Genomic DNA, 26,660 nt, shown 5'->3' on the forward strand with positions numbered 1-26,660 from the left:
AAGAGATTTTCTTATGCAGTTTTTGGGTAAATCAAGGTTGAACGTCGAGCGAAAAGGAGAACGAGTATGAACACGAAGGAATTTATTGTATCACCAAACAGCAAGATTCAATTAGATGATATTCCAACGACTGTTTCAGACAAACCGGAGGATGACACCTTGACGACTGAACTCATCCCGAACAGTGTCGAGCGATTGAAAGAGCTACATTGGCGATTGTATGCCGAGAGTAAGAAAGGGATTATTGTCGTCTTACAGGCGCTTGATGCGGGTGGAAAAGATGAGGCAATCAGCTATATCTTTTCAAATTTGAACGCCCAAGGACTGAAGACGAATGCGTTTCAAAAACCTTCTGATACAGAAAAAAAGCACGACTATCTGTGGCGAATGCATGACTTATTACCTGAAAGAGGCCAGGTCGGGATTTTGAACCGATCTCATTATGAAGAGGTCATTGCACCACGTGTACATGATTTGTTGGGGGACGAAGTACTTCCGGAAGAAATGGACCAGGAAGAAGTCTGGCAGATGCGATATCGTCAAATCAACGATTATGAACGCTATTTACAGGAAAACGGATTCGAAGTCATCAAGTTCTTTTTTAATGTATCTAAAGATAAACAACGAGACCGTTTGCTTGAACGATTAAAGGATCCGAAAAAGAATTGGGAATTCTCCTTCAGTGACATCGAAGAGCGGCAGCATTGGGAAGAATATCAAGGAATCTTTGCCGAGATGTTGTCGCACACATCAACGGAAGTCTCACCCTGGTATGTATTGCCGGCAGATGATGAGTGGTATAGTCGTTTTATTATTTCGTCAGTCATGATTGAAGTTCTTGAACGCATTGATCCACAATATCCGACTTTCACGGATGAGGAACAAGAGCGAATCGACGAGGCCATCCAAACCCTTGAGAATGAGTAAGGCGTGGCGTTCTCGTGAACACTTAAAAATCCCCTTGCACTGAAAGCGAATTCAAGCTAAAGTGATACAGTAGATTAAAGGTCAGACATCTGTACAAAGGGGTAATGAGTGTGGGTAATGTAAGTTTACTATTCGGTGGCGTCGCACTGTTTTTAAATAGTCTCGTTCTTCTCGGGAAAGTGGATAGCAAGAGCGCAGGATTTTTTAGTTTGTTTACGGGACTCTTACAAACGTTTATCGCCACATGGTTATTGATTGGGGCGAGTCCAGAAGAGCAATTCGGTCATGCGAGTATCTATCTATTTGCGTTCACTTATTTATATGTAGGGGTGACGTTTATTTTGAATTTAGACGGACGTGGCGTTGGCTGGTTCTCATTATTCGTTTCGATTGCAGCTGCTTTTTACGGTGTGATGGCGATTGCAGAAAGTGATCCGATGGGGGCATTGACGTGGTTCTTCTGGTCATTCCTTTGGGCGCTGTTCTTTTTTGGAATGGGACTCGGGAAACCGAACGAGACCATCACAGCACGTGTCGCCCTCGTATTATCATGGTTGACGCTGATTGTCCCGGCGATGGTTGGGATGGCTGGACTGATGAACGGATGGTATGACATGGTTTGGTGGGCGGCGAGCGGTACGGCAATCCTGTACTTCATCGTTTCTGTCAAGCGTACGAAACAGACGATTGAAATTGCTTCATGATGAATTGAAAATGATCCGAGGTCATCGAGCGCGTTCAAGTCGTGCCCGATGTCCTTTTTTATTGAACGCTGAAAGGTCGATATATGCAATACTTAGAAAAATGGAAATGAATGATACGGTACGAATGTCGTTAATTCTCAAAAAGTGGGGTTGAGTTGATGATTGCACTTGAAGCGTTGAAAAGTAGGCTTGTAAATAATCGAATCGAAATTCAAAACGAAGAGGGATATGTGGACACGTTACACTTTTCATTCAGTGAGCCCGCGACGGAAGTTGAAATCAAGCGATTGAAGCAAATGATGCCAAATGACGTTATCCAATTTTTAAAGAGTCATAATGGTGTTGAACTATTTGTCCATCCGACATATGGTGGAGGGATTCGACTCTTTAGTGTGGATGAAATCATCGAATATCGTGAAATATGGGAGTGCCCTGAACAATTCATCCCCGTCGGTGTCGGGAGAGATGGGGAATGGATTGTTTGCGAGGTCTTAAGCGAAAATGAGAACTACATTTGGATTGGGGAATTTTTGACGTACGCAAATGACACCGAAAAACTTCCGGTGGATTATAGACGCTGGCTCGACTATTTGATTGTCGCCCAAGGTGCTCATTTTTGGGATTGGTTCAGAGGTTAAAAGATGATGACTGAATATTTGATTTGAATGATGACTTTGAAATGCGCACTCTTTATTGAGTGTGCTTTTTTACAGTTATTTTGTGTCTGAAATGTGAAAAGTGGGAATGAGGAAGCTAAAGGAGGCGAAAGCAGATGAGTGATGGTCTCGTGTTATTACTCGGATTACTTTTATGTGGTTGGATGCTGTTTGCCGTCGTATTTGATGATAGAATAAAAAGAAGAATTTGATGGCCCGTCTCGTGAAGAGACGGGTTTTTAGTTGAGGAGTGAGATGTATGAAAAAAACACCTGTCGTCGTCATCGTCGGGCCGACCGCTGTTGGCAAAACGAAGACGGGCATCGAACTAGCTAAAGCGTTCGACGGCGAGATCGTCTCGGGTGATTCGGTTCAAGTATACCGGGGTATGGACATCGGTTCAGCAAAAGTAACGAAAGAAGAGGCCGAAGGGATCCCGCATCATTTGATTGATATTTGTGACCCGGATGATGCTATGAGTGTCGCGATGTTCCAACAATTGGCGCGTGCCGCCATCGATGATATTTATGCCCGTGGCAAGTTACCGATTATCGTCGGTGGGACGGGGCTATACATTCGCTCGATCTTATATGATTATGAATTTGTGGAGCAACCTGTCGATGAAGCACTGCGGGCTGAACTCGAACGGTTTGCAGAAGTCGAAGGGCGTGAAGCGCTACATCAACGATTGGTCCAACTTGACCCAGAGCGTGCGGCTACGATTCACCCGAATAACGTGCGTCGTGTCGTACGGGCGCTCGAGGTGGCGATGCAAGGTGATACACAGACAACAGACAGTGCGCCATCCGAACATTATGATTATCGATTGTTCGTCCTCCACGCAGATCGTGAGATATTATACGACCGAATCAATCAACGCGTCGATGCGATGATGGAAGCAGGACTTGTCGAAGAAGTCGAACGACTTTTGGCACAAGGATATCGTGATACGCAGGCGATGCGGGCCATCGGATATAAGGAAATGATTCCCTTCATCGATGGAAAGATGTCGAAAGAGAAAGCGACCGACTTGCTTAAACAGCACACAAGACAGTTCGCGAAACGGCAATTAACTTGGTTCCGTCATCAATTTGATGGAATTTGGGTGGATATGGGTCGAAAATCATTTGAACTATCATATAAAAATATTTATGATGATGTAGAGGGGTTTTTTCGAAAATTCCGATTATTTTAAAGAGATAAAGACTAGGGGGAATCCAGCATGAAAGCGAGCTACAACATTCAAGACCATTTTTTGAATCAACTTCGAAAAGAAATGGTACCAACGACCGTATTTTTAGTAAGCGGGTTTCAAATTCGAGGTGTCATCAAGTCATTTGATAACTTTACTGTCATCGTGGAGTCGGAAGGTCGTCAACAATTGATCTATAAGCATGCGATTTCGACATTCTCTCCGGCACGTAATGTAACACTATATGAGCCGGATGCAGTTGAAGTAACAGAAGGATGAGCATAAGAAAAGGAGCGGCCCGGGGACCGCTCCTTTTCTTATGCCGTTTTTGTCGTTCCGGGTTGTTTGATTGCCTCAAGAACACGCTGGATAGCGCATCCACCGAGGAGCGAATCCATTTGACCACAAATCTGAGTCGGCGTTGAACGATGTAACAATGCGTATGTTCGCTTCCAAGCACGCTCTGCTGATTGGATTCGGACGAGAAGATCGGCGTGGCTCAGTTCTTTTAGTTTATCAATATTGAGTCGGTTAGTTCGAGCGAAAGCAGACAGGATAACCGCCTTCGCTAACGGCGTCTGAAGAGGATAACCAGAAAGCTCAAGCGCCGCCATAGCCCCTTTCATCTCATGCTCGACGATTTTGTCGAGTGATGCATCTTTGGCATATGGATTACCGGAAAGATGCGTGAGTGACTGTTCTAAGTCCTGCATCCCTACCGGACAAGTTGACCCTTGCAGAATATGTTCAATGGATTGTTGCTCTTGTGCATAACGTGTCGCTTCCCCCGAGGCGATGAAACGTTCATACGTATCGATTAATGAAATCATTATCGTTTCCCCCTTTATCGAACTACCTTTATCGTATCAATAATCGTAAGCGCTTTCAATATAATGATGGCAAAATCGACACCCTACTAGAAAGTATGTTCGCCTAATAGACGGAAACACGATACAATGTCATAAGATGCGAGGAGGGAATAATTATGAACTATTATCAACAAATTGATCCGGTCATCGGTTCATCGATGAACCATGATCGATTTCAAATACCACTAATAGACAAATCAAAGGACCGTTTAGACCAGTTAGCCGATGGGGCCCCTGTCCAAACAAAAGCGCTCGTCAGTACAGTCGAGGTTAGAGAAGGGAAGAATGGTGCGAAATGGCTTCAACTAAGTGTCACGACGGCGAACGGGATGATGCGTGCCAAACATTGGCTCCGTGGAAATGAAAGTGAACTGCTTCCAATCTACGAGTCGGGTGTCATCGAATTATCCGGGAAAATCGATGTCTATCCAAAACCGGATGGCGCCAAATCGATTACGATTGACCGCGTCCATCCTATCTCAAAAGATGAGGCAATCTCGTTATTACCAGGCTTGCCAGGGGATGAGACGATGGAGCAGTTTGCGGATGAATTGTTCAGTTTGATTGATACGTTGTCACCGACCTATCAACAGATCGCCTACGGCCTCCTTGATTTCGTTTGGGATGATTTCGTACTATCGCCAGCGGCACTCTACCACCATCATAACTATGCGGGAGGTCTATTGAAGCATACCGTGTGTATGCTTCGTCTCGGCTATCGGATTCAAGAGCAAGATGACTATTTGGCGATGGTGTTTCGTGTAATCAAAGAAGCGGAGCAGTTGCACAAAGTCGACCTTTGGAATACGATGAACGGTGTTAAAATCGAACAGGCATATAAAGGAACGTTTGAATCGCTGTATGCCGCCTGTGAAGCGATGGCCGAGCGGAAAGAACCGTTGAATTGGGATGAACTCGCACTTGGAATCCTCTTCCACGACATCGGAAAAATATATGAATACAGTCATCTGTTATCTAGTCCGAATCGTTTTGAGAAGTTATCTCCTGTTGAGGGCACAAGTGAAACGACCGGCATCTCCATCAACCCGATGGGCACACTAATTGGGCATATGCCATACGGTGGGCTATTGTTTGAAGAAACGTTACGCCAGACGTCGACGCGACTGCCATTGGATGTCCACCATCGAATCTGGCACATGATTTTATCACATCATGGGAAACGTGAGTGGGGATCGAGTGTCCTCCCGATGACAACGGAGGCTTGGATGCTTCACTTGATTGATTTATTGGATGCGCGTTATGAGAAATGGGCTCGCGCGCACGAAGATTTGTAAGAAAAGGGTGGTATCATGATTCCCGTACAATTAGTGACCGGGTTTTTAGGAGCAGGCAAGACAACGTATATGAACCGCTTACTCGCGGCGACGGATGAAAAAATTTGCTTGATCGTCAACGAGCTCGGCGCGATAAATATCGATGAACAATTGATCGTCAAGATGGACCAAGAGCAAATCGAACTCTCAAACGGATGTATTTGCTGTTCTATCCAAAATGATTTGAGTAAGACGTTCTATCAATTGGCTGCAAAGCAAGAAACATTCGACCGGGTCATCATCGAGACGACCGGTGTCGCGGATCCCGCACCAATCATTCAGACGATTTACTATGATGAATATTTGCGACAACACTTCAAAATGAATGCCATCTTGACGGTTGTGGATGCCAGTCAAATGGATCGTGAACTGTTCAAAGAAGGGATTCATCAAATCGCTTATGCCGATCTCATCTTGTTAAATAAAACCGATTTAGTGTCGACGGATGAACTCAATCAAGCACACCGCCGAATCGAGCAACTCAATCCGACGGTGAGGATTGTAGAGACGATTCAAACAAAAGGCGATTACGAATTACTTGAGAATACGTTCCAACTGTCACGTGTCGATGAACAGAAGTTGAGTCAACTGACAGAGACGAGTGAATCGGTCTCTTCCCTTCGTGCGATCACGTTGAGTGCCGAGCGTCCGTTGTCTCGAGAGCGCGTGACCCGTTACGTTCGTGAAGTATTGATGCACTATGAGGATGCGATGTATCGGATGAAGGCGATTGTCCGCTTACAGGATGAGGAGCGCAAGTTTGTCATTCAAGCGACGAATCAGTTGATGGGCGCAACATTTGCAAATGAGATGCATGAAGGGGATCGTTCCGTATTTGTTTGGATTGGGAAGGAACTAGACCAAGATGCACTGGCACGGGGATTAAAAGCATGTGAGGTGGAGCAAGATGAAGCTTATTCTAGTTGACGGATTTAATTTATTGTCACGTTATTATTTTGCAACGGAGCGAAGACGAGCACAAGATCCGGAAGTGACGGTAAAAGGATTGCTTCGGAAGGTGGATTCTTGGACGACAGACTTTTCCCATATCGCTTTCTTTTGGGACGGGACACGAGAGTCCACACACCGCTACGCGCTGTATCCTGAATATAAAGCAACGCGTAACGGACTTCCGGAGCCGCTCTTTGAAGACTATTTGAAATTAAGGTCTGCTTTGGATGAACGAGGCATCTTACAATCCGAGTTGACGGGATATGAGGCCGATGATTTGATGGGCGCCGTCGCGACAGCGTTCCCGGGCGAATCGTACCTCTATTCTTCAGACCGCGATTTACTTCAGTTGTTGTCTCCGAACGTGTTTCAAATCATGCCGAAAAAAGGTGAGGAGCAGCTCGTCAATGAAGCTTCTTTTGAAATGATGTACGGGGTGAAACCATATCAGTTTGTCGACGTGAAGGCTTTGCAGGGAGACTCTTCGGATAACATCCCGGGGGTGCGTGGCATTGGTCCGAAGACGGCGACGATTTTGATTCAGCATTACGATACGATTGAGACGCTTTATGTGCATGTTCAAAATGAAACACTTGAAGCGCCCCATCAAAAGTATGCCAAAAAACTAGACGGCCATGAAGAAATCGCCCTCTTATCGAAACGACTGTCTCAGATTGATATCCATGCTCCTGTCAATACAGATTGGGAGGCGTACCGGTTTGGTTCACATTTATTTTGACGCGGCCACCAATCAGACGACTGGAGATAATGGAATCGGTGTGTGGATCAAGTCGTCCGACGGTACGGTATCGACGTTTAAACGTCGCATGCAAGGATTGACAAGCGTTCATGCGGAATTGGTTGCATGTGCTTATGCACTGGAACAAGCTCATGCATTAAAAGGTGAAACCTCATTCATGCTGTATTCCGACGCCGAAGTGATTGTTCGCGCATTAGAGCAACGTTTCATGAAAGATGCATCGGCGAAGCCTTTATTTCTGAAAGCACTGATTGCCTACGATGAATTGCCGACCGTGTTCTTAAAATGGGTCCCACGAGCGGAGAATCGAGCGGATGTGATTGCACGTGACGCATTGAATGGAATGAATTAAGCGACCGAGATCATTCTTGGTCGCTTTTTTGACGGAGTCATTTCTTTTTAGATGGTTTTTCGCTAAAATGAAAGCGTAGTCAACTATAGAGGGGGAATTATACATGGATTATCGGATCGAACGGGACACAATGGGGGAAATTAAAGTTCCAGCTACGGCGAAATGGGGAGCACAAACGCAACGTAGTCTTGAAAACTTTAAAATTGGTGCAGAGAAGATGCCACTTGAAATCGTATACGCATTTGCCATTTTGAAAAAAGGTGCCGCTTTAGCAAACGCTGAACTCGGTGTACTCGAGGAAGAGAAAGCAGCGATCATCGCAGAGGTGGCTGATGAGATTTTAGCAGGGCAACATGACGCAGAATTCCCGCTTGTCGTCTGGCAGACAGGGTCGGGCACGCAGTCAAACATGAACGTCAACGAAGTCATTGCGCATCTTGCGAATGAAAAGTTACAGGCTCGTGGAGCATCTATCACGATTCATCCGAATGATGACGTCAACAAATCGCAAAGCTCGAATGATACGTATCCAACTGCGATGCACATCGCCGCCATCCTTTCCGTACAAGATGATGTCCTTCCAGCAATCGACTCGCTTTATCAAACTCTTTCACAAAAAGCTGAGGCATTTATGGATATCGTCAAAATTGGTCGGACGCACCTTCAAGACGCGACGCCGGTCACACTCGGTCAAGAAATCAGTGGGTGGGTCCGGATGCTTGAATTGTCAAAACAGATGATCGAGCGCACGATTGAGCCACTCACGGAGCTTGCACTTGGAGGAACGGCCGTCGGAACTGGGATCAATGCACACCCTGAGTTCGGTGAAGTTGTAGCTAAGAAAATTTCAGAAGAGACGGGTAAACCGTTTGTGACAGCCGTCAACAAGTTCCACGCTCTCACGAGTCACGATCAACTCGTTTTCACACATGGTGCATTAAAAGCCTTAGCGATGGACGCGATGAAGATTGCGAACGACGTGCGTTGGTTGGCTTCTGGACCACGTGCAGGAATCGGAGAAATCACTATTCCGGAGAATGAACCAGGAAGTTCAATCATGCCAGGTAAAGTCAACCCGACTCAAAGTGAGGCGCTCACGATGGTTGCCGCACAAGTACTCGGAAATGATGCGACAATCGGTTTCGGGGCGAGTCAAGGGAACTTTGAATTGAACGTCTTCAAACCAGTCATTATGTATAATTTCCTACAGACTTGTCGTCTATTGACGGACAGCTTACATTCTTTCAATGATCACTGCGCTGTCGGAATCGAGCCGAATCATGAAGTGATCTCACATAATGTGGAGCAGTCACTCATGCTCGTTACAGCACTCAACCCGCATATCGGATACGAAAATGCAGCAAAAATTGCGAAATTGGCACATAAAAATGGTACTTCTTTAAAAGAAGCAGCCTTGGAAACCGGTTTATTGACTGAAGAACAATTTGATCAATGGATTCGTCCGGAAGAGATGACGTCACCGAACTTAAAAGTGAAAAAATAACACAAGGCGGTCGCAAGACCGCTTTTAGTATGTCTTTTTTAGGGCATAAGTCCTAGTAATATGTAAAACAATAGAAAATAAATAAGGAAATAGTTGTATTTCATCCTGAGAAGTCGCATAATCGAAACATAAGAGAATTCGGGGAGTACGAACATAGGGGGGACGGGAATGGAGCAAGGTCAACTCACTGAGCGTATACATATTATTTTGAAAAAGATATCGGAGTCGAGACAAATTCCAAAAAGCGATATCGAGTTTCTACTCGATTGGATGAAGAAGGAAGTTCGGCAACGACGATTGATGCATTTGTTAGAAATCTTTAGTCGTGTCGAGTCTGACGCGAAGGAGTTGCCAAGCGTCCTCACACATGCGGAAGCTTTGACCTTGATCTCTCCTGTGAAACGCTATATCCATACCGTCTTAGGGATTGAACAGGAGGATGAGGATCTCGTCCTCATCTTATCCGCAAGCTTTTCTACATTTAGTCGTTACAAGTCGCGCGTCGAGAAGCTCGGAGCACGTCCGGTATTTTTGCAGACACTAGAAGAGGCCGTCGAATACGATTATGAGGATGTGCCGAAAGCCATCATCATGGACGTTGAATTATGGCCACAATTTAAAGAGCGAGATATCCAATCTTTCGTTAGCAAGATGAGAAAGCTCTATGTTCCACTTATTGTCATCGGAACGAATGAACATTATCGTCTTGCGGCCTATTCATACGGATTCGACGATTATTGGGAATCGTGGGTGCCGATGGAGGAACGATTGGTGCGTCTCGGACTACATATCGAAAAATCACGTCTCGTATCAAAAGCGTTACTCGTGGATGAATTAACGGGTGCTTTCAACCGTAAGTATTTAAAGGCGACCTTTTCTCGGTTCATCTCGAGATTGGAGCGGTCTGGTGAGAGTTTTGCTGTCGCACTTCTCGATATCGATCACTTCAAACAATTGAATGATACGTTCGGTCACTCGTATGGCGATGACGTTCTTCATCGCGTTTCTGAAGAAATCCGTCATGCCATTCGTTCTAGTGATGAGCTCATCCGATACGGAGGAGAAGAATTCTTAATCCTCTTGAATGTCTCAGACCGTGCGATCGTCGAATCGGTACTCGAGCGAGTCCGAACACGTATCGAAGAAATGGAATTTCCATACGACCATCAGGTGACGGTGTCGATTGGATACACCCGAGTCTGCCAGACAGGCTATACACTCGGTGAATGGTGTGCCTACGCAGATGAGGCGCTGTATAAGGCGAAACGAGATGGTCGAAATCGTGTCGTCCGATACACTTCTGCTGTTCGTGAGGAGAAGCGAATCGCCTATGTGACGATGTCTGCCAATACCTATACATCGCTTGCTGATCGACTCCCCAAAGAGCATCGCCGATATGAAGTCGTATACCGTCCTTACGAGGCGTATTCTTGTAATGACAATATCGAGATGTTCGTCTTGGATGATGCGCGTGCGCAAGAAGCGAAAGGGACGTTGTCTGCTGTGAAAGAGCAACGAGGCAAATATAGTCACATTCTTGCTGTATCGAAACGAACGGCGTCTGAACTCGGAGCAATCTATGACGATTATGCGGATGGAGAACAAGACGAGGTCATCACGAGAAAAATTGAACAGTGGCTGGAAAAATTGCCAGACTAAAAAACAGACATCATGATGCGATGTCTGTTTTGTCGTATTGTTTGAATGAAAAGGCATATGCATGTGTTTCGTCTTGCGGGTGGTCGATTGTACTCGTAATTGACCATTCCCCAATCCGTTCGGGATAATACGTATCGGCCTCGAACGATGCAGCGACTTCCGTTGCATAGATCCGGCTCGTCATCAGCATCGTCTGCTCATATAACGTGGCGCCACCGATGACAAACCATTCTTCATCTTGACTCATTTCGACGAGACGGTCTAAATCATGCCAGACTTCGACTTGATCTGCTGAAAAGGAAACATCTGATGTGACGACAATATTGCGTCGGTTCGGTAACGCTTTACCGATGGACTCAAACGTCTTTCTTCCCATCACGACCGTTCCGCCAGACGTGATGGTCTTGAAATGTTTCAAGTCATCTGGCAAACGCCATAATAAGTCATTATCTTTTCCGATTTCACGACCTAATCCATATGCGACGACGTGTGAAATCATACGCTCACTTCTCCTTTGATGTGCGGATGCGGATCATATCCTAGAATTTCGAAGTCTTCAAAACGGAATGATTCGATTGAAGGGACGTCTCGGACAATGTTGAGTTTTGGTAGCGGACGTGGGTCACGCGACAACTGAAGTTCCACTTGTTCGAGATGGTTGTGGTAGATGTGTGCATCACCAAGGGTATGGACAAAGTCGCCGACTTCGAGTCCGGTCACGTGTGCGACCATATGCGTGAGTAGTGCGTATGAGGCGATATTGAACGGTACCCCTAAAAACGTATCAGCGCTCCGTTGATACAATTGACACGAAAGCTTTCCGTCAGCGACATAGAATTGGAACAATAGGTGACACGGCGGCAGGGCCATCTCCTCTAGCTGTCCTGGGTTCCATGCCGAGACGATCAACCTTCTTGAATCTGGGTTCGTCTTGATTTGGTCAATCACTTGAGCCAACTGATCGACAGAAGAACCGTCCGGGCGTGGGAAAGAACGCCACTGTGAACCGTATACTGGACCAAGATTGCCTTCTTCGTCTGCCCATTCGTTCCAAATGCGGACCCCGTTATCTTGAAGGTATCGGACGTTCGTCTCTCCTGAGATGAACCATAATAGTTCGTGAATGATGGAACGAATATGTAATTTCTTCGTCGTGATAAGGGGGAACCCTTCTTGCAGATTGAAACGCATTTGGTAACCAAATACACTCGTTGTCCCGGTCCCGGTACGGTCTTCTTTTACGACACCATGGTCGAGGATGTGTCGACATAAGTCATGATATTGTTTCATACGTGATGTTCCTCCTTCTCAATCTCCTACCACTAAAGGTATCAATTGTGGGAAGGAAACACAAGATATAGTGTCGTGAATCAGGATGAATCCATATACTGAAAAAACAATCATGATTCTTCGTTTTCGTGACTAGCGGTTTCGGGTATAATGGGGAATGAATAAAAGGAGGGGTTTGATGAAATTACAAGGGAAGAAAGTCCTTCAACTTGTCAGTAATGACTTTGAGGATTTAGAGCTTTGGTACCCGGTACATCGCCTTCGTGAAGAAGGGGCGCACGTGATCCTCGCTGGGGAGAAGGCCGATCACGCATATATCGGTAAATACGGTGTGCCAGCAAAATCTGACGTGGCGTTTGATGATGTGGACATTACATCGTTCGATGCGATTCTCGTGCCAGGCGGATGGTCACCTGACTTATTGCGCCGTTTCGATTCGGTGAAAGGATTCGTCCGTTATATGGATGAACAAAAACGACCAATCGGTCAAATCTGTCACGCCGGTTGGGTGTTGATTTCTGCGAACATTCTAGACGGGGTGAACGTGACGAGCACGCCGGGAATCAAAGATGACATGGAAAATGCGGGAGCGATTTGGCATGATGAGCCGGTCGTCGTCGATGGACATATCGTCTCAAGTCGTCGTCCGCCAGACTTGCCAGATTATATGCGTGCGTTCATCGACGTGTTCGCAAAACAGTAACTGAACCATAAAGGAGCTATTCAACGTTGAACTTAAAATCGAATCCATTACTTCGTAAATCAATGCAGTCCACAGCTTTCAGTGCCGAACCGATGACGAAAGCAGGTACATGGTCTAAGGTGTTCACCTTGCTTTTACTCGTGACAGCGGCAGCCGGTACGACATGGCTTGTCGTCCCGACAATCGGAGAAGGGCTCTTGTTCCCGCTCATGATCGGGTCACTCATCCTCGGCTTTATCTTTGCTTTGCTCATCACGTTTAAACCAAATACGGCTCCGGTCGTCGCACCCCTTTACGGGATTATCGAAGGTGTCTTCGTCGGCTCGATTTCGTATTTCTTTGAAGCGATGGTCCCTGGTATTGTGGGACGTGCCGTATTAACGACGTTTGTCGTCGCCTTTGCGATGTGGTTTGTCTATACGACAGGGCTTGTCAAAGTGACACAGAAGTTTAAAGCCGGTGTCATGGCAGCCATGTTCACAGTCATGTTGTTATATCTCGTGCAACTCGTGATGAGTTTGTTCGGTTCAGGCTTGGCATTCATGACCGGTTCAAGCCCACTTGCGATCGGTGTTCAATTCGTGATTGTCATCGTCGCTTCACTCGCTCTCGTCTTAGATTTCGACTTTATCGCAAGTCAAGTCGAAGCTCGGGCTCCGAAACAGTTGGAATGGGTCGCGGCATTCGGATTAATCGTCACGCTCGTGTGGCTCTACATCGAGTTGTTAGATTTACTTTATCGTCTAGCGATGAGAGAATAAGAATCAATCATCGATCCGTTGGGTCGATGATTTTTTTACGAAAGGATGTGTCCATCTGTCTGCGCAAGACAGATTTATGATGAAGAAAATAGTGATTATCGGGTCAGGGATCGTCGGTGTTTCGGCTGCCTATCATTTAGCTGGTAAAGCGGATGTAACGGTCATTGACCGGAAAGAAGAAGGAAGAGCAACGGATGCGGCGGCTGGAATCGTATGTCCGTGGATTGCGCAGCGACGCAACAAAGCTTGGTATGCACTGGCGAAAGGCGGAGCAAGCTATTATCCTAAGGTCGTCAAAGAGCTGGAGGCTGAAGGGGAGACGGATACCGGATACAAACGTGTCGGGACGCTTGCGCTCCATGAAGAAACAAAGCTCGACCAGATGATGGAGCGAACGTTGCTTCGTCGAGAAGAAGCGCCAGAAATCGGTGAACTCGAACGACTGACTGCTGAAGAGGCACAACATCGTTTCCCACCGTTATCCGATGAATACGATGCACTCTTCGTGACAGGAGGGGCTAGAGTCGACGGCGGACGCTTTCGCGCTGCACTTGAGAGAGTCGCTATCAAGCGTGGCGTCACATTTGTCAACGGTTCAGCACGGTTGACGAGCGGAGATGAGATTGGTGTGGAGTGTGACGGAGTGAGATATGAAGCGGATGAAATCATCCTTGCGACGGGTGCTTGGTTACCGGAACTGTTACAGCCTCTTGGATATACGGTACGAGTCGAAGGGGAAAAGGCCCAGCTCGTCCACGTCCAGTTGAAGGATACAGATGCATCTGACTGGCCGGTCGTCATGCCGCCACGACGCCGCTATTTACTCGGATTTGACGACGGGAAAGTGGTCATCGGTTCGACACATGAGAAAGGAAAAGCGTTCGACGTTCGTCCGACTGCAATCGGAGTACACGAAGTACTGACGAAAGGTTTGGAGTCGGCACCTGGACTTTCCGAGGCAGAACTCGTGGGGACGAAAGTCGGCTTCCGTCCGGTCACACCGAATTCAATTCCCGTACTCGGAAGGGTGCCTGGGGCAGAAAAACTGTTGGTCGCCAACGGTCTGGGATCATCCGGTTTGACGGTCGGCCCGTTCATCGGAAAAGTGTTGAGTGACCTCGTTCTGACAGGAGACGCGGAAGTGGATCTATCGCTCTATCCAATTGAAGACTTTATCTATCACACATAAAAAAGGTGACTGTCTGCTTGCTTGAGACAGTCACCTTTTAGCGTTTCATGACTCCATTCAAAAAGAAATGAAAGTAGACTTCCATCGTTTCCTTCATATTCTCGATTGAAAACTGAGGATCGGACAGGATAGCCTGTTGCATGAATTGTACATAGCGTAAATAAGAAGAAGTGGATAACGTCGAATCAATTGACCCTTGGGCCTTCCCGTATTCAATCAACCGGGCGAAAGCAGTATATCCTCGAGTCGCAAGCTGTTCCCAGTTCGGGTCTTGTTGAATCATTGCTGTGATGGTCTCGTCAAAGAGAACCGCCGACTGGATTTTTCGTGTTAGGATCTCGACGAGTAACGCATCGAATGGAGCGTTCGATTCAATCGCATGTTCAATCCAACTCATCTGCTCTTCTGTCATCTGCTTTAGGACTTGCACGATAACCTGGTCTTTTGACCCAAAGTAATTATAGATAGATACGGGGGAGACGTGCGCTCGACTCGCTAACTCACTGATTGTGAATCGGGATTGTTTTTCTGCCATCAAGTCATAGGCGGCACGTAAGATCGCTTGTTGTTTTTCTTCGGTGCGTTTCGCAAATCCATCCATTGATTTAAGCGCTCCTCTCTCTAGTTTTGTAATCAATATACCATTTCCATTTCAAAAAAGAACGTGATATACTAGTTTTGTAATCATATCGCTCAGATATTACAAAAAAGGAGGGTTCGAGATGATTCGGATTCAGCGATTGACGAAACGATTTGATGCCACACATGGTATTTTTGACGTTTCACTACATGTATCACCAGGTACAATCTTCGGATTCATCGGACCGAACGGCGCTGGGAAATCCACAACGATTCGACATTTGATGGGTCTTTTGAAGCCGAGTGAAGGCAAGGCGACCATCAACGGATTCGACTGTTGGCAGGAGACGGAGCAAGTGAAACGGAGTGTCGGCTATTTGCCAGGAGAAATCAATTATCCCCAGAACATGACGGGAGAAGAAATCATTCGATTGACGCGCCATTTGCACAAAACGAATTCGGATCGTGAACGGCAATTACGTGAACGGTTTTCATTCGATGAGGCGACGAAAGTACGGAAGATGTCAAAGGGGATGAAGCAAAAACTCGCCATCATCACCTGTTTCATGAAAGATGTGCCCGTCTATATATTGGATGAACCGACGAGCGGATTAGACCCGCTCATGCAAGATCGTCTAATCGATTGGTTAATTGAAGAAAAGCAATCTGGGAAAGCGATTCTCATGAGTTCTCACCATTTCCCTGAGATGGAACGGACGTGCGACCGTGCCGCGTTGATTAAAGATGGACGCATCATCATCGAAGAGGACATGGAACAATTACGACAACATAGCGTGAAACGGTACCGAGTCGAATTTTCAACGGAAGCGGAAGCCGTTCGATTCGCGGCCGATTCTGGTGAACGGGACGGCATGCATGTTGAGGTCACCATCTCGACACCGATAGAGCTGAACCACCTCATCCGAACATTGGCGGAGTTTCAGGTTCAATCACTGACAAGTGGCACAGACGAGCTCGAACATCTATTCATGCAGTATTACGGGGAGGCGACATGACATGTTAATTCGCTCCATGTTGAAACAGAATCGCAGTTGGATTCTAGGATATTCAGTCGGGACTAGCATATATCTCTTTTTCTTAGCCGCAATCTTCCCATCTATTCAAGAAACAGGATTGATTGAGGCAAAATTAGAGTCGTTGCCACCTGAGCTTCTCGATGTCTTCCAAATCGATGCGTCGATGGCGATGGACAACGTCCTCAATCTATTGTCGAGTAACTATTATGGCTTGATTTTCTACGTCCTCGCAGTTTTATTCGCATTGACTTTCGCCTCGAAACTGTTGGCCAAACCGGTCGATTCTGGAGAAATCATGCTGTATATGGCGGCCCCGATTTCTCGAGTCACGTATGTGATGTCAAGCTTTGTTGTGTTGATTGTGGCAGTCGGGCTATTTGTCGGTCTAAATGGGTTGAGTTTAATGGCAGCGGACCTTCTGTTCGATTTACAAATCGACTATGCGGTATTGTGGATGCTTCAATTGAATGGAGCGCTCATGTTGCTCGTCCTAGGCGTAGCCGCTTATGTGATTGCGAGTCTGTTCGATGATAGTAGTAAATCCTATATGGTGACGGGTGGAATCTTCACGTTCTTTCTCATGGTGAACATCATCCAAGGAGTGAGCGATCAATTCGATTGGATGTCAAACCTCTCATTCTTCTCTCTCTTTGACGCCGGTGCCATCATGCGTGAGGAATATTGGGGAATCCATTTCATCTGGTTACTCGGTCTCCTGACCATCTTTTCAGCACTCTCGTTCATCCGATTCACCCGAAAAGATTTGACGATTTAGTTTTCCGAAATAAATTCTCGGGTATGATACAATCAGCTCGTTAGAATGAAAAGGGGATGAATGAGATGCTTTACGCAACATTACGAAATAAGGTCGAAATTCCGATGATCGGCTTTGGTGTCTGGAAGGTCGATAATGAAACCGAGGCACCAGCTGCTGTCGTTGAAGCCATCAAAACAGGCTATCGTCACATCGATACGGCTGCAATCTATAAAAATGAAGAGGGCGTTGCGAAGGGAATTCATCTCTCAGGTTTAGACCGCTCTGAATTGTTCATCACGTCGAAGATTTGGAATGATGACATTCGTGAAGGCAAAACGAAAGAGGCATTCGAAGACTCGTTAAAACGACTCCAGACAGATTATTTGGACCTTTGTCTGTTGCATTGGCCGGTAGATGGGTTCGTCGATGCGTGGAAAGATCTCATCGATTTATATGAAGCCGGAAAAATCAAAGCAATCGGTGTATCCAACTTTAAAGAACACCACTTAGAAACATTGAAAGAAGCCGGTCTGATGGCGCCACTCATCAATCAAGTTGAACTTCATCCACAACTCCCGCAACCGGATTTGTTGGATTACTGCCAAGATGAAGGGATTCAAATCGAGGCATGGAGTCCACTCATGCAAGGAAAGTTTTTAGACATCCCTGCTTTTTCTGAGATTGCAGAAAAACATGGGAAGACGCCGGCACAGATAGTTCTCCGTTGGCATCTTGAGTCTGGTCATGTCGCGTTACCGAAATCGGTGACACCACATCGAATCCGTGAGAACTTTGATGTATTCGACTTCTCACTCGATGCGGACGATTTGGCGAAAATCGATCAAGTGGCGACAGGGGAACGTCTCGGACCAGATCCAGACGAAATCGACTTTTAATTGAGAAGGGGTTCGCATATGCGAGCCCCTTTATACGTGTAGAGTCACATGGATGCGGGTATTGAATATTATGTTGCAAAAGGAGGTGTTTGATCTTCATTTAGAAGATCGTGCTTATGGACTTATCAAAATGGCCGATTGTAAACTGGGTCGCTTTTTTAGCGACCGTCGTCATCAACTATTTCGCGAGCGGCGACAACGCGGCGGTTTCGGACCGCATCGATATCTACTTTAAGCCGGCAGGGTACGCTTTCTCAATTTGGGGTGTCATCTATGTCGCGCTTCTTGTCTGGCTGGTGCTCCAGTTGAAGAAAGGGACGACGGCGAATCGTCAAGCCGAGCGAATGAAAGCCGGATTTTTAGTCTCTTGCGTGTTGAATGGTTTATGGTTATTGGCATTCACGAACGAATGGTTCGTCGTCTCACTTGTCATCATGGTGTTGTTCCTGGCGACGCTGTGCTGGTTGTATTACATCGCTTTTCGAACGTCTACGAGTTGGCTCGATCGGTTCCCGTTCTCCATCTACATCGGCTGGGTATCAGTCGCGACCATCGTCAACACGTTCGTTGTGATGAAGACGGAACAGATCACGTCGCTGTTAGGTCTTGATGAACTTGCCTGGACCTCACTTATGCTGATGGTCGGTGTAGTCCTTGCCCTCCTCTTTATGTGGTGGCATCATGATTTCATCTACCCACTCGTATTCGTATGGGCGTATATCGGAATCTTTGCTAGAATCGAAGAAGGCACACTCTATGTTGTGATTGTTAGCGCCCTTGCATTGCTAGCGATTGGGTATATCGGTTTGATTTTGTGGAAACGTCCGAAATCGTTTTTGCATCATACGCGTAAAACAGTAGAACAATAATCAAGAAAAGGGTATCTTCAGGATATCCTTTTTTGCGTTCTTAAGAACCTATAAATAAATAATATTTATGGATATTTATTCTTTATTGAACATAACTAAAAACGATAAATCCATTGATAACAGTTATGTATACGCTTTCAATAGCACTCTTTGAGATTCTTGTTATGCAAAAATGCATGCAACTCACTTGATTTTTCAGAATATTTAGAACAAAATGTTAATTACGAAACTGTGAGTGAAAGGGGTCGATGATATGAGTCGAGTTGGTTTGTATGACTCAAAATTTGAGAAAGATGCGTGTGGGATTGGACTTTACGTCAATTTACATGGGCTAAAGAAACATGAAATCGTCCAAAAATCGCTCTCCATGTTATGTAATTTAGAGCACCGAGGAGGACAAGGTGTCATCGATGCTGGTGATGGGGCTGGTATCATGACTGAAATTCCACACGAATTGTTTACGCAAACCATGAACCTTCCGTCACTCGGTCGTTACGCTGTCGGAATGGTTTTTTTTCAGCCGTCTGAGAATCAGCTTCACGAAAAGATCACTTTGATGGAACGGATGGCGGATGAACTTGATTGTTCGACGATTGAATGGCGCGAAGTACCTGTCGACCCGATGCAAATCGGTGAACATGCACGGGTCACACAACCGGTGATCTATCAATGGTTCATCTCATGTCCATTCCTAGATGAGGATGCGAATGAACGCGTCTTCTATGAACTTCGTCGAAAAATCGAAAAGGTCGAATCATTACGCCTATATATCGCAAGCCTTTCAACGAGAACGATCGTGTATAAAGGGATGTTGACGCCAAATCAAATCGCAGCATTTTATTTGGACTTGCAATCCCCTCATTACAAGAGTACGTTCGGCATCGTTCATTCTCGTTTCTCGACGAATACGTTCCCTTCTTGGGAACGAGCACATCCGAACCGAATGATAGTCCATAACGGGGAAATCAACACGCTTCGCGGAAATATCGATGCGATGCGAGCGCGGGAAGGGGTCACGTCAACAGACTTATTTGAAGACGTTCAACACTTGTTCCCTGTGCTTCAAGAGGATGGAAGCGACTCGTCCATGCTCGATAACGCTTTTGAATTCTTCACACGAACGGGTCGCTCGATTGCCCACACGGCGATGATGTTGATTCCTGAACCATTTGTCGAAGGACAGATGGAACCGTTCAAGCGCGACTTTTATCAGTATCATTCATCCATCATGGAGCCGTGGGATGGACCGACTGGAGTCGTCTTCACGGATGGAAGGCAAATCGGGGCAATTTTAGATCGTAACGGCTTGCGTCCGATGCGTTATGTCGAAACATTGGACGGGGAATTGATTCTCTCATCTGAAACAGGAGTCATTCCGGTTGACGCAGAGAACGTCAAATCAAAACAGCGTTTAAGACCAGGACAGTTGTTATTGATCGACTTGATTGAAAAGCGATTGATACCAGATCATGAGATCAAAGAGACGATTGCGAAGTCAGAGCCTTATCACAAATGGCTTAGGCAGATGATGATCCTTGAGGATCGAGGGGTCGATGAAGAAGAACTGCTTGAACTCGAGCGTGTGCAACGTGCGTTTGGATATACGAAAGAAGACATTGAACAGTATATGGTTCCGTTAATCAAAGATGAGAAAGATCCAATCGGCTCGATGGGACATGACCAACCAATCGCGGTGCTCTCGACACGACCCCGTTCCTTGTTCCATTATTTCAAACAACACTTCGCACAAGTGACCAACCCACCGATTGACGCGTTGCGTGAGAAAATTGTAACGGCTACATTTACTTGGATTGGTCCGCAAGGAGATCCGGTCCATACCGGACGAGGTCATGCAAAACGTGTGTGGTTAGATCATCCGATGATTGATGGGGCGGCTCTCAAGCAACTTGACGAGAGGCTCAAGGTCGAACGAGTCGCTACGACGTTCATGGATGATTTAGAGACATCTCTTGAGTCACTTTTGCGACAAGTCAGTGAGATGGTTCGAAATGGAGCAAATGTGATTGTTCTATCTGACCGGCTCATCGATCGCGAACAGATTGCGATGCCGTCTCTCCTCGTACTGAGTGCAGTTCATCAACACTTGATTCGAGAGAACTTGCGATCGGGCTGTAGTCTTGTTTGTGAGAGCGGTGAGGTACGAGAAGTGCATCAAGCAGCGACCTTGATTGGGTATGGGGCAGATGCGGTGTACCCTTACGTGGCCTATGCGACCATTCGAGATTTAGTCGAACGTGAACAAATCGCGCATTCATTTGAAGAGGCTATTCGCTCGTATCAAAAAGCAGTCGTCGAAGGCATCGTCAAAATCATGTCGAAAATGGGTATCTCCACCATTCAAAGTTATCGCGGGGCTCAAATTTTTGAAGCAGTGGGACTAGACCGTGATTTGATTGAAACTCATTTCAGGGGAACCACGTCCCAACTGTCTGGAATCGGATTTAAAGAACTTGAAGACGAGGCGAAAACACTCCATACGTCCGCCTATGCGACGAATCGGCCGCTCGAAGCGGGAAGTGATTTCCAATGGCGTGCAGATGGGGAAGAACATGCATTTAATCCGAAGACGATTCATTTGTTGCAACGTGCATGTCGTGAGAAGGAACGAAAATATTATGACGCTTATGTGAAGCTACATGATTCATCAGGACAGTTCATTCGACAGTTGTTTGCATTTAAAACGCAACGTCCTGTGCCACTCGAAGAAGTGGAACCAATCACGTCGATCGTTCGCCGTTTTAAGACGGGAGCAATGTCATTCGGGTCCTTGTCGAAAGAGGCGCATGAAACCCTCGCTATCGCCATGAATCAGATTGGTGCGAAAAGTAACTCGGGCGAAGGTGGGGAAGACCGAGCACGCTTCGTCCCGGATGAGTTCGGGAACGAACGCATCAGCCGCATCAAGCAAGTCGCGAGCGGGCGATTCGGGGTGACGGCAGAATATCTGTACCATGCCGATGAGATTCAAATCAAGATGGCGCAAGGGGCAAAACCGGGTGAGGGTGGTCAACTTCCCGGAAATAAGGTGTACCCATGGGTCGCCGAAGTACGCGGATCCGTTCCAGGTGTTGGGCTCATTTCACCGCCTCCACATCACGACATTTATTCGATTGAGGACTTGGCCCAACTCATCTTTGACTTAAAGCATGTGAACCCGAAGGCGAAAATCAGTGTCAAACTTGTCTCGAAGTCAGGCGTCGGGACAATCGCAGCGGGTGTGGCGAAAGCGAACGCGGATACGATTGTCATCAGTGGATATGATGGTGGGACCGGTGCTTCTCCAAAAACATCAATCAAGCACACAGGTCTTCCTTGGGAACTTGGTCTCTTAGAGACGCATCAAACGCTCGCGTTGAACGGGTTGCGGGGGAGAGTAACACTTGAGACAGACGGAAAGCTCATGACGGGACGAGATATCGTCCTAGCTGCCATCTTCGGGGCGGAAGAGTTTGCGTTTGCGACAGCACCGCTCGTCGTCCTTGGATGTATTATGATGCGCGCATGTCATTTAGATACATGTCCGGTCGGTGTGGCGACACAAGACCCTGTGCTTCGTCAGAAATTTATGGGGAAACCAGAACATGTCGTCAACTTGATGACGTTCTTGGCCGAAGAAGTACGGGAAATTTTAGCGTCACTCGGTATGACCTCACTTGATGAAGTGATTGGTCGAACGGATCTTCTTGAAGAGAGTGAATGGAAGACGAGTCATCCGAAAGCAAAACGGTTAGATTTAGCACCGATGCTCTCGATGCCGACACCACTTCCTGAACGTGAAGAACTCGCTCACCCGGCATATCGTTCCTATGATCACCGGAAATTGATTCCGGCAGTCTCTCGGTCAATCAACTCGTTGCAGCCGACATTCTTCGTTGGTCGCATCCGAAACACCGATCGCGCCGTCGGAACACAGTTAGGGTTTGAAGTGACGAAAGTTCACGGTCAGGTCGGTTTAGCGGATGATACCATTTCGCTTCGCCTCAGTGGATCAGCCGGACAAAGCCTAGGAGCATTTTTACCACGAGGGATCACCATTTCCGTCATCGGTGATGCCAATGACTATATTGGGAAAGGCTTGAGCGGTGGAAAATTAGCATTGATCGCTGAAAAACATGCGCCGTTTGATGAAAGTAAACAAATGATTGCCGGTAACGTCTGCTTGTACGGAGCGACGAGCGGACAGGCCTTCTTTAACGGTCATGTCGGCGAGCGTTTTGCCGTTCGAAATTCTGGGGCGACGGCAGTCGTCGAAGGAGTCGGCGATCATGGATGTGAGTATATGACCGGGGGAACAGTTCTCGTCCTCGGTGACGTTGGACGGAACTTCGCAGCCGGCATGTCAGGTGGCATCGCATATATTTATGGGGATCAAGCGTACGATCGACTCGTCAACGAGGAGCTCGTCTCCGTTATAAAAGAATTGAACGATGAAGACGTGGAACAAATTTATGCACTTCTTGAGGCGCATCAGTTTCATACAGACAGTGTCAAAGCACGGACCATTTTAGAGTCGTTCGAACAAGCTCGCTCTCGCTTTGTAAAGGTCGTTCCACGAGATTATGCGAATGTATTGGACGTCATGCGTCGAATCGAGGCGAATCGACCGGAGTTGAGTGAAGCAGACCGAGCGCTTGAATTGTTCCGGGTTGTGACTGAGGGGGGTAACGCATGAACCATAACTTTTTAAACATTCCACGTTCCACATTACCGGAACGTCAGGTGGATGAACGAGTGAAGGATTATGAGGAATATGCGACGCGAATGGATGACGAATCGGTCAAACAGCAAGCAGCACGTTGTATGGACTGTGGCACTCCATTCTGTCATGTCGGGGATATGATTGGACAGGAGACGATTGGGTGTCCGATTCACAACTATATCCCGGAGTGGAACAAGCTTGTGACAAAATCGGACTGGATGGGAGCGTATCACCGATTGATGGAGACGAATAACTTCCCGGAGTTCACGGGGAGAGTTTGTCCCGCACCATGTGAGGGGTCTTGTACACTCGGAATCAGTGAAGATCCGGTTGCCATCAAATCGATTGAACGAACCATCATCGATCGGGCATTTGAAGAAGGATGGGTGAAACCAAGATCTGTCCATCGAAGAACCGGGATGACCATCGCCATCATCGGAAGTGGGCCAGCTGGATTAGCGGCTGCTGACCAACTGAACCAGCTCGGACATTCCGTCACCATCATCGAGAAGGCGGATGAACCGGGAGGGCTACTCATGTACGGAATCCCGAACATGAAACTGGATAAGGACGTCGTGAGGCGCCGTATTCGGTTGCTCGAACAAGAGGGGATTGTCATCCAGACGAACATAGTGGTCGGTACGGATGTGACAGTCGAGGCGCTTCGGAACCAATACGATGCGGTGATCTTCGCTACAGGAGCTCAGAAACAGCGCACGCTCGGGATTGATGGCGATGATGCACGTGGTGTTGAAATGGCGATGGACTATTTGACGGCATCCATGTACGAACGGAAAGGATTGACTCGATCACCAGGACATGATGCCAAAGGCAAAGACGTCATCGTCATCGGAGGTGGAGATACAGGGGCCGACTGTGTGGCGACCGCGATTCGTCAAGGAGCGAAATCTGTCATCCAGTTTGGGAAGCACCCTTCGAAAGGATTGTTTAGGGCTCCTGAGCGACCATGGCCACTTCAACCGGATACGGATACGACGGATTATGCGTATGCGGAATCACTCGCGGTCTATGAGAAAGACCCGAGAACGTATTTGATTCGCTCCAACCAAATCGTCACGAAAGAAGGACGTGTCACAGGGGTTGAAACGGAACGGATGACGAAAGTGGTCAATCCGGATGGTCAGGCAACCTTCTTCGTGGAGGAAGATTCGATAGAGACGTATCCGGCGGACCTCGTCCTCGTCGCCATCGGATTTGAGCGACCGGAGCATGAGTTGCGGAAAATCGGCGTCGAGAAGACGAAAGATTTCCAGACGGCAACGGAAAACGTTTTTGTCGCGGGGGATGCCAAGCGAGGGCAAAGCCTGATTGTATGGGCGATTCGGGAAGGACGAGAAGTAGCAGAGGTCGTCGATGCGTATCTCGATACTTGCAAGACCGAATTAAAAACCTCATCATAAAAAGGAGCGACAGCCGTCGCTCCTTATCTTTTGTTTAGGAGGAGTTTTATGTTCACCGAAATCCTCATGTATACGGGAATCTGGTTTATTCTCATCCTCATTTTATTAGGAACCATTTATTCACGACGGAAAAAATGATCAAAGCACCATCGCCGCAATCACACCGAAGATGATGAGTGGAATATTGTAGTGTAAGAACGTTGGCCAAACCGTTTCACGTAGGTGATCGTGTTGACCGTCAGCGTTCAATCCACTCGTAGGTCCGAGTGTCGAGTCACTCGCTGGGCTACCTGCATCCCCAAGCGCTCCTGCAGTCCCGATGATGGCAATCGTTGCCTCGACTGAGAAGCCGTATTGTACACAGAGCGGGACGAAAATTGCTGCAATGATTGGAACAGTCGAGAAACTTGAACCGATTCCGAGCGTGATGACAAGGCCGACGAGCAACATGACGAGAGCGGCAATGAGTTTAGAGTCACCCATCAAATCGCTCGCTCCGTTGACGAGCGGTTCGATCGCACCTGTCTCGCGGATGACGGCAGCGAATCCACTTGCGGCGATCATGACGAACCCGATGAATGCCATCATGCGCATGCCGCTTGTGAAGATATCATCTGCCTCAGACCATGGAATCAGGCGGAAGATTGAAAGCAAAATCAAACCGGTCACCGCAGAGGCGATCATCGACTCGGTCTGCAACTGAACAATCAACACGATGAGAACGACTGCGAGTGTCATGATCATCTTCAAACCACTCATTTGACGTACTTCATAATCAGTTGGTCCGAGTGCAATCGTGTCATACGTTCTCGGTTTCCGGTAGTGAATGAACGCCGCTATCAATCCGACGACCATCCCTAATGCCGGGATGCCCATGATCGAGATGATGTTGACGTCTCCGACAGTCAAGCCGTTTGCTTCAACGTTCGCGATGAGAATCTCATTCAAGTAAATCCCACCAAACCCGACAGGTAACAACATATATGGTGTCACAAGACCGAACGTCAAAATGGTCGCTACGAGACGACGGTCTACATTCAACTCATTGAACAGCACGAGTAACGGCGGAATCACAATCGGGATAAAGGCGATGTGTATCGGAAGCACGTTTTGAGAGCTGATGGATAACAATAAGATGAGTGACAACAGGAATGCTTTGACAACCATCACACGTTTTCCTGACACGTCACGACCTGACATTGAAATCAATTTTTCAGCTAAGACGTCCGGAAGCCCAGTTTTAGATAACCCGACAGCGAATGCACCGAGGAGTGCGTAGCTGAGTGCGATGCTCGCTCCACCACCAAGACCGTCACTGAAGGCGGTCAACGTATCGTTGAACCCAAGTCCTCCAACAAGCCCTCCGACAAGCGCCGCTAAGATTAATGATAATACAATGTGCACTCGGCTGATGGCGAGCGCAAATAAGACGATGACTGCAAGTAATACTGCGTTCATATCGATCCAACACCTTTCGCGTTTTCTTTCTCTTGGTATCACTTTAATATGATAAAGACTTTTTGAAATTTA

25 protein-coding genes are annotated in these 26,660 nt (G+C 47.0%); 20 read left to right on the forward strand and 5 right to left on the reverse strand.

What is annotated here, in order from left to right:
* Window positions 1-66: 66 nt before the first annotated feature.
* The 5 genes from Q9R25_RS03315 to hfq all read left to right on the forward strand — a co-directional run bounded on the left by Q9R25_RS03315 (window position 67) and on the right by hfq (window position 3,758).
* Window positions 67-927 carry a PPK2 family polyphosphate kinase gene (locus Q9R25_RS03315; protein WP_215112039.1) on the forward strand — a complete coding sequence of 287 codons (861 nt, stop codon included), beginning with the start codon at window positions 67-69 and terminating at the stop codon, window positions 925-927.
* A gap of 104 nt (window positions 928-1,031) precedes the next feature.
* Window positions 1,032-1,631 (forward strand): AmiS/UreI family transporter, encoded by a 600-nt coding sequence (locus Q9R25_RS03320; RefSeq protein ID WP_251125237.1) that lies wholly within the window; start codon window positions 1,032-1,034, stop codon window positions 1,629-1,631.
* A 158-nt stretch (window positions 1,632-1,789) separates the two neighbouring features.
* The gene (locus Q9R25_RS03325) at window positions 1,790-2,269 is read left to right on the forward strand and encodes an SMI1/KNR4 family protein (protein ID WP_214690978.1); all 480 of its coding nucleotides are present in this window, start codon (window positions 1,790-1,792) and stop codon (window positions 2,267-2,269) included.
* 277 nt (window positions 2,270-2,546) lie between these two features.
* Entirely contained in the window at window positions 2,547-3,482 is a 936-nt protein-coding gene (gene miaA, locus Q9R25_RS03330) for a tRNA (adenosine(37)-N6)-dimethylallyltransferase MiaA (RefSeq protein WP_196430636.1), read from the forward strand.
* 27 nt (window positions 3,483-3,509) lie between these two features.
* Window positions 3,510-3,758, forward strand: a complete 249-nt coding sequence (gene hfq / locus Q9R25_RS03335; protein WP_012726185.1) for an RNA chaperone Hfq — start codon at window positions 3,510-3,512, stop codon at window positions 3,756-3,758.
* A 38-nt stretch (window positions 3,759-3,796) separates the two neighbouring features.
* Here the strand turns inward: hfq and Q9R25_RS03340 are convergent, their stop codons facing one another.
* A complete protein-coding gene (locus Q9R25_RS03340) occupies window positions 3,797-4,309 on the reverse strand; it encodes a hypothetical protein (protein WP_214690977.1) in 513 nt (170 codons plus the stop codon).
* Window positions 4,310-4,464: 155 nt separating this feature from the next.
* Between Q9R25_RS03340 and Q9R25_RS03345 the strand changes: the two genes are divergently transcribed.
* From Q9R25_RS03345 to Q9R25_RS03370, 6 genes are all read left to right on the forward strand, one after another.
* Window positions 4,465-5,643, forward strand: a complete 1,179-nt coding sequence (locus Q9R25_RS03345) for an HD domain-containing protein (RefSeq protein ID WP_214690976.1) — start codon at window positions 4,465-4,467, stop codon at window positions 5,641-5,643.
* 15 nt (window positions 5,644-5,658) lie between these two features.
* Window positions 5,659-6,609: a CobW family GTP-binding protein gene (locus tag Q9R25_RS03350; RefSeq protein ID WP_214690975.1), complete on the forward strand. Its 951-nt coding sequence runs from the start codon at window positions 5,659-5,661 to the stop codon at window positions 6,607-6,609.
* The gene (locus Q9R25_RS03355; protein WP_214690974.1) at window positions 6,590-7,372 is read left to right on the forward strand and encodes a 5'-3' exonuclease; all 783 of its coding nucleotides are present in this window, start codon (window positions 6,590-6,592) and stop codon (window positions 7,370-7,372) included. Before Q9R25_RS03350 ends, Q9R25_RS03355 begins: the two co-directional genes overlap by 20 nt.
* Complete coding sequence (locus Q9R25_RS03360; RefSeq protein WP_215243995.1) at window positions 7,353-7,745, forward strand: reverse transcriptase-like protein; 393 nt, start codon at window positions 7,353-7,355, stop codon at window positions 7,743-7,745. Before Q9R25_RS03355 ends, Q9R25_RS03360 begins: the two co-directional genes overlap by 20 nt.
* A 103-nt stretch (window positions 7,746-7,848) precedes the next feature.
* Window positions 7,849-9,249, forward strand: a complete 1,401-nt coding sequence (gene fumC, locus Q9R25_RS03365) for a class II fumarate hydratase (RefSeq protein ID WP_159562227.1) — start codon at window positions 7,849-7,851, stop codon at window positions 9,247-9,249.
* A gap of 168 nt (window positions 9,250-9,417) precedes the next feature.
* Entirely contained in the window at window positions 9,418-10,908 is a 1,491-nt protein-coding gene (locus tag Q9R25_RS03370) for a GGDEF domain-containing protein (protein WP_215243994.1), read from the forward strand.
* A 10-nt stretch (window positions 10,909-10,918) separates the two neighbouring features.
* Here Q9R25_RS03370 and Q9R25_RS03375 read toward each other — a convergent pair whose 3' ends face one another.
* Together Q9R25_RS03375 and Q9R25_RS03380 are read right to left on the reverse strand one after the other, a co-directional pair.
* Window positions 10,919-11,407, reverse strand: coding sequence for a dihydrofolate reductase (locus tag Q9R25_RS03375; protein WP_074037102.1), 489 nt, complete (start codon window positions 11,405-11,407; stop codon window positions 10,919-10,921).
* Entirely contained in the window at window positions 11,404-12,198 is a 795-nt protein-coding gene (locus Q9R25_RS03380; protein ID WP_074037101.1) for a thymidylate synthase, read from the reverse strand. Before Q9R25_RS03380 ends, Q9R25_RS03375 begins: the two co-directional genes overlap by 4 nt.
* 178 nt (window positions 12,199-12,376) lie before the next feature.
* Between Q9R25_RS03380 and Q9R25_RS03385 the strand changes: the two genes are divergently transcribed.
* The 3 genes from Q9R25_RS03385 (at window position 12,377) to Q9R25_RS03395 (ending at window position 14,851) form a co-directional block, all read left to right on the forward strand.
* On the forward strand, window positions 12,377-12,901 hold the full coding sequence (locus Q9R25_RS03385) for a type 1 glutamine amidotransferase domain-containing protein (protein ID WP_074037100.1): 525 nt from the start codon (window positions 12,377-12,379) through the stop codon (window positions 12,899-12,901).
* A gap of 26 nt (window positions 12,902-12,927) precedes the next feature.
* Window positions 12,928-13,662, forward strand: coding sequence for a Bax inhibitor-1/YccA family protein (locus tag Q9R25_RS03390; RefSeq protein WP_214690970.1), 735 nt, complete (start codon window positions 12,928-12,930; stop codon window positions 13,660-13,662).
* A gap of 79 nt (window positions 13,663-13,741) precedes the next feature.
* Complete coding sequence (locus Q9R25_RS03395) at window positions 13,742-14,851, forward strand: NAD(P)/FAD-dependent oxidoreductase (protein WP_214690969.1); 1,110 nt, start codon at window positions 13,742-13,744, stop codon at window positions 14,849-14,851.
* Between the two features lie 37 nt (window positions 14,852-14,888).
* On the opposite strand, the gene Q9R25_RS03400 is transcribed toward Q9R25_RS03395, so the two are convergent.
* Window positions 14,889-15,452 (reverse strand): TetR/AcrR family transcriptional regulator, encoded by a 564-nt coding sequence (locus Q9R25_RS03400; protein WP_214690968.1) that lies wholly within the window; start codon window positions 15,450-15,452, stop codon window positions 14,889-14,891.
* A 121-nt stretch (window positions 15,453-15,573) separates the two neighbouring features.
* Between Q9R25_RS03400 and Q9R25_RS03405 the strand changes: the two genes are divergently transcribed.
* The 6 genes from Q9R25_RS03405 to Q9R25_RS03430 all read left to right on the forward strand — a co-directional run bounded on the left by Q9R25_RS03405 (window position 15,574) and on the right by Q9R25_RS03430 (window position 25,130).
* The gene (locus tag Q9R25_RS03405) at window positions 15,574-16,446 is read left to right on the forward strand and encodes an ABC transporter ATP-binding protein (protein ID WP_074037097.1); all 873 of its coding nucleotides are present in this window, start codon (window positions 15,574-15,576) and stop codon (window positions 16,444-16,446) included.
* A 1-nt stretch (window position 16,447) separates the two neighbouring features.
* Complete coding sequence (locus tag Q9R25_RS03410; RefSeq protein WP_214690967.1) at window positions 16,448-17,242, forward strand: ABC transporter permease subunit; 795 nt, start codon at window positions 16,448-16,450, stop codon at window positions 17,240-17,242.
* A gap of 65 nt (window positions 17,243-17,307) precedes the next feature.
* On the forward strand, window positions 17,308-18,120 hold the full coding sequence (locus Q9R25_RS03415) for an aldo/keto reductase (protein WP_311282789.1): 813 nt from the start codon (window positions 17,308-17,310) through the stop codon (window positions 18,118-18,120).
* A 116-nt stretch (window positions 18,121-18,236) separates the two neighbouring features.
* Window positions 18,237-18,989, forward strand: coding sequence for a tryptophan-rich sensory protein (locus Q9R25_RS03420; RefSeq protein ID WP_196430647.1), 753 nt, complete (start codon window positions 18,237-18,239; stop codon window positions 18,987-18,989).
* A gap of 253 nt (window positions 18,990-19,242) precedes the next feature.
* Entirely contained in the window at window positions 19,243-23,682 is a 4,440-nt protein-coding gene (gltB, locus tag Q9R25_RS03425) for a glutamate synthase large subunit (protein ID WP_311282790.1), read from the forward strand.
* Window positions 23,679-25,130 (forward strand): glutamate synthase subunit beta, encoded by a 1,452-nt coding sequence (locus tag Q9R25_RS03430; protein ID WP_215243992.1) that lies wholly within the window; start codon window positions 23,679-23,681, stop codon window positions 25,128-25,130. The genes gltB and Q9R25_RS03430 overlap by 4 nt, the downstream gene beginning before the upstream one ends.
* A 138-nt stretch (window positions 25,131-25,268) precedes the next feature.
* Here the strand turns inward: Q9R25_RS03430 and Q9R25_RS03435 are convergent, their stop codons facing one another.
* Complete coding sequence (locus Q9R25_RS03435) at window positions 25,269-26,588, reverse strand: Na+/H+ antiporter family protein (RefSeq protein WP_214690963.1); 1,320 nt, start codon at window positions 26,586-26,588, stop codon at window positions 25,269-25,271.
* Window positions 26,589-26,660 lie beyond the last annotated feature (72 nt).

It is taken from the genome of Exiguobacterium sp. BG5(2022) (genome assembly GCF_031844365.1).
Classification (GTDB): domain Bacteria; phylum Bacillota; class Bacilli; order Exiguobacteriales; family Exiguobacteriaceae; genus Exiguobacterium; species Exiguobacterium profundum.

Excerpts from the sequence above, each read along its gene's own strand:
- Q9R25_RS03315 (WP_215112039.1), top strand. The coding sequence starts at position 67 with ATGAACACGAAGGAATTTATTGTATCACCAAACAGCAAGATTCAATTA.
- Q9R25_RS03380 (WP_074037101.1), bottom strand. The coding sequence starts at position 12,198 with ATGAAACAATATCATGACTTATGTCGACACATCCTCGACCATGGTGTC.
- Q9R25_RS03415 (WP_311282789.1), top strand. The coding sequence starts at position 17,308 with ATGCTTTACGCAACATTACGAAATAAGGTCGAAATTCCGATGATCGGC.
- hfq (WP_012726185.1), top strand. The coding sequence starts at position 3,510 with ATGAAAGCGAGCTACAACATTCAAGACCATTTTTTGAATCAACTTCGA.
- Q9R25_RS03385 (WP_074037100.1), top strand. The coding sequence starts at position 12,377 with ATGAAATTACAAGGGAAGAAAGTCCTTCAACTTGTCAGTAATGACTTT.
- Q9R25_RS03320 (WP_251125237.1), top strand. The coding sequence starts at position 1,032 with ATGAGTGTGGGTAATGTAAGTTTACTATTCGGTGGCGTCGCACTGTTT.
- miaA (WP_196430636.1), top strand. The coding sequence starts at position 2,547 with ATGAAAAAAACACCTGTCGTCGTCATCGTCGGGCCGACCGCTGTTGGC.
- Q9R25_RS03345 (WP_214690976.1), top strand. The coding sequence starts at position 4,465 with ATGAACTATTATCAACAAATTGATCCGGTCATCGGTTCATCGATGAAC.
- Q9R25_RS03375 (WP_074037102.1), bottom strand. The coding sequence starts at position 11,407 with ATGATTTCACACGTCGTCGCATATGGATTAGGTCGTGAAATCGGAAAA.
- Q9R25_RS03370 (WP_215243994.1), top strand. The coding sequence starts at position 9,418 with ATGGAGCAAGGTCAACTCACTGAGCGTATACATATTATTTTGAAAAAG.
- Q9R25_RS03395 (WP_214690969.1), top strand. The coding sequence starts at position 13,742 with ATGAAGAAAATAGTGATTATCGGGTCAGGGATCGTCGGTGTTTCGGCT.
- fumC (WP_159562227.1), top strand. The coding sequence starts at position 7,849 with ATGGATTATCGGATCGAACGGGACACAATGGGGGAAATTAAAGTTCCA.
- gltB (WP_311282790.1), top strand. The coding sequence starts at position 19,243 with ATGAGTCGAGTTGGTTTGTATGACTCAAAATTTGAGAAAGATGCGTGT.
- Q9R25_RS03400 (WP_214690968.1), bottom strand. The coding sequence starts at position 15,452 with ATGGATGGATTTGCGAAACGCACCGAAGAAAAACAACAAGCGATCTTA.
- Q9R25_RS03340 (WP_214690977.1), bottom strand. The coding sequence starts at position 4,309 with ATGATTTCATTAATCGATACGTATGAACGTTTCATCGCCTCGGGGGAA.
- Q9R25_RS03410 (WP_214690967.1), top strand. The coding sequence starts at position 16,448 with ATGTTAATTCGCTCCATGTTGAAACAGAATCGCAGTTGGATTCTAGGA.
- Q9R25_RS03405 (WP_074037097.1), top strand. The coding sequence starts at position 15,574 with ATGATTCGGATTCAGCGATTGACGAAACGATTTGATGCCACACATGGT.
- Q9R25_RS03355 (WP_214690974.1), top strand. The coding sequence starts at position 6,590 with ATGAAGCTTATTCTAGTTGACGGATTTAATTTATTGTCACGTTATTAT.
- Q9R25_RS03430 (WP_215243992.1), top strand. The coding sequence starts at position 23,679 with ATGAACCATAACTTTTTAAACATTCCACGTTCCACATTACCGGAACGT.
- Q9R25_RS03420 (WP_196430647.1), top strand. The coding sequence starts at position 18,237 with ATGGACTTATCAAAATGGCCGATTGTAAACTGGGTCGCTTTTTTAGCG.
- Q9R25_RS03325 (WP_214690978.1), top strand. The coding sequence starts at position 1,790 with ATGATTGCACTTGAAGCGTTGAAAAGTAGGCTTGTAAATAATCGAATC.
- Q9R25_RS03435 (WP_214690963.1), bottom strand. The coding sequence starts at position 26,588 with ATGAACGCAGTATTACTTGCAGTCATCGTCTTATTTGCGCTCGCCATC.
- Q9R25_RS03350 (WP_214690975.1), top strand. The coding sequence starts at position 5,659 with ATGATTCCCGTACAATTAGTGACCGGGTTTTTAGGAGCAGGCAAGACA.